The sequence below is a fragment of the Erythrobacter sp. genome (assembly GCF_038133525.1).
GTDB lineage: Bacteria > Pseudomonadota > Alphaproteobacteria > Sphingomonadales > Sphingomonadaceae > Qipengyuania.
In genome coordinates this window covers 1-1,916 of the sequence record NZ_JAYPTL010000156.1, presented here as the reverse complement: position 1 = coordinate 1,916, position 1,916 = coordinate 1, and the positions used below count along the sequence as shown (strand labels likewise).

At 61.6% G+C, this 1,916-nt stretch carries 3 protein-coding genes; all 3 read left to right on the top strand.

Annotated elements, in window-relative coordinates; genetic code table 11:
- Positions 1 to 625, top strand: a 625-nt coding sequence (locus tag AAFM29_RS17450; protein ID WP_341713987.1) for an NAD(P)/FAD-dependent oxidoreductase, incomplete at its 5' end; no start/stop codon positions are given.
- The gene (locus tag AAFM29_RS17445) at positions 625 to 936 is read left to right on the top strand and encodes a UBP-type zinc finger domain-containing protein (protein ID WP_341713986.1); all 312 of its coding nucleotides are present in this window, start codon (positions 625 to 627) and stop codon (positions 934 to 936) included. The genes AAFM29_RS17450 and AAFM29_RS17445, both read left to right, overlap by 1 nt.
- Positions 937 to 1,008: 72 nt before the next feature.
- Positions 1,009 to 1,845: an alpha/beta hydrolase gene (locus tag AAFM29_RS17440; RefSeq protein WP_341713985.1), complete on the top strand. Its 837-nt coding sequence runs from the start codon at positions 1,009 to 1,011 to the stop codon at positions 1,843 to 1,845.
- Positions 1,846 to 1,916 lie beyond the last annotated feature (71 nt).

The following is a 1,916-nucleotide window of genomic DNA, read 5'->3' as shown; positions in this document are numbered from 1 at the left end:
CGATGTTCCCTCGCTCGCCGAATTCGAAGGGGCGGGCGTGTTCTACTGGGCCAGCGCCATCGAAGCGCGCCTGTGCGAAGGCGAGGAAATCGCCATGATCGGCGGCGGCAATTCGGCAGGGCAGGCCATCGCCTTTCTTGCCCCGCATGCAAGGCGCCTGCACCTGTTCGTTCGCCGCCCTCTGGCACAGACGATGTCGCAATATCTGGTCGAGAGGATCGCTGCCCTGCCCAATGTCACCGTCCATGTCGGTCAGGAACTGGCGGCATTGGAAGGTGACGATAAGACCGGGCTGACCGGTGCGATCTTCCGCGATTCCACGACTGGCAATGGCAGTCGGATGGCTCTGCGCCATCTGTTCCTGTTCATAGGTGCCGATCCCAATGCCGACTGGGCGCGTGACTGCGTGGCCACAGACGATCATGGCTTCGTACTCACCGGCACAGGGTCCCAGCCGCTGGAAACAAACAAGCCCGGCATCTTCGCGATTGGCGACGTACGCAGCGGATCGACCAAGCGCGTGGCGGCAGCAGTCGGCGAAGGCGCGGCCGTGGTCTCGCAGATTCATGCCAAGCTTGCGCAAATGCACGCCGACCCGGCCAATCCCAAGCTGGAGACAATCTGATGGCCTGCCACCATACCGACACGATCCGGATCGTAACCCCCAGCGCGGCAGGCTGCGAGGAATGCCTCAAGATCGGCAGCGCGTGGCTCCACCTTCGCCTGTGCCGCCAGTGCGGCCATGTCGGATGCTGCGACCAATCGCCCCATCGCCACGCCCGAAAACATTTCGAGCGGACCGGCCATCCGATCATCGAAGGCTATGACCCACCCGAAGGCTGGGGCTGGTGTTATGTCGACGAGATCGAGGTCGATCTTCCGCAAATTACGCCTCGGCCCGCACCGATCCCCAGGTTCTACCGACACGGATTTTGAACGGCGGGTTCATCCCCCCTTCTCCCCTGACGCGCAGGTCCCCTTTTTCCAATCCAAGGAAGGAATAGCCCCATGACTTATGTCACCACCAAAGACGGCACCGAAATCTTCTACAAGGACTGGGGCCCGAAGGGCGCACAGCCCATTGTCTTCCATCATGGCTGGCCGCTTTCGTCGGACGACTGGGACGCACAGATGCTATTCTTCTTGTCGCATGGCTATCGTGTCGTCGCGCATGACCGACGCGGGCATGGCCGGTCGGCGCAAGTCAGCGATGGCCATGACATGGACCACTATGCATTAGACGCGGCCGCCGTGATGAAGCATCTTGATTTGCGAGACGCCGTCCATATCGGCCATTCCACGGGCGGCGGCGAGGTGGCGGCCTATGTGGCGCGCCATGGCATCCCCCAAGGCCGCGTCGCGAAGGCCGTATTGGTCGCCGCAGTACCGCCGATCATGGTGAAGACCGAGAAATACCCCGGCGGTCTCGACATCTCGGTGTTCGATGGCTTCCGCAGCGCACTTGCCGCCAATCGCGCTCAATTCTTCCGCGATGTTCCGGAAGGTCCGTTCTACGGCTTCAACCGCGAGGGCGCAAAAACCATTCCCGGCGTAGTCGACAACTGGTGGCGGCAAGGCATGTCGGGCAGTGCCAAGGCCCATTACGAGGGAATCAGGGCATTCTCGGAAACCGACCAGACGGAGGACCTGAAGGCGATGTCGGTTCCAACGCTGGTAATGCAGGGAGATGACGACCAGGTCGTCCCTGATAAGAACGCAGGCGCCCTTCAGGGCGAGATCCTGCCGAACGCAACGGTGAAGATCTATCCGGGCCTCTCGCACGGAATGCTTACGGTCAACGCCGACATTCTCAATCCCGAACTGCTTGCCTTCATACAGGCCTGACACACGCGCCCGGAGGACCGGCTATCCGCGCAGGCCGACGGTCTCGTTTTCATCAGAATAGGGTGATGCGT

What these genes read in the sequence shown, in the direction of transcription:
- AAFM29_RS17445 (WP_341713986.1), top strand. Translation starts at nt 625, where the DNA reads ATGGCCTGCCACCATACCGACACGATCCGGATCGTAACCCCCAGCGCG.
- AAFM29_RS17440 (WP_341713985.1), top strand. Translation starts at nt 1,009, where the DNA reads ATGACTTATGTCACCACCAAAGACGGCACCGAAATCTTCTACAAGGAC.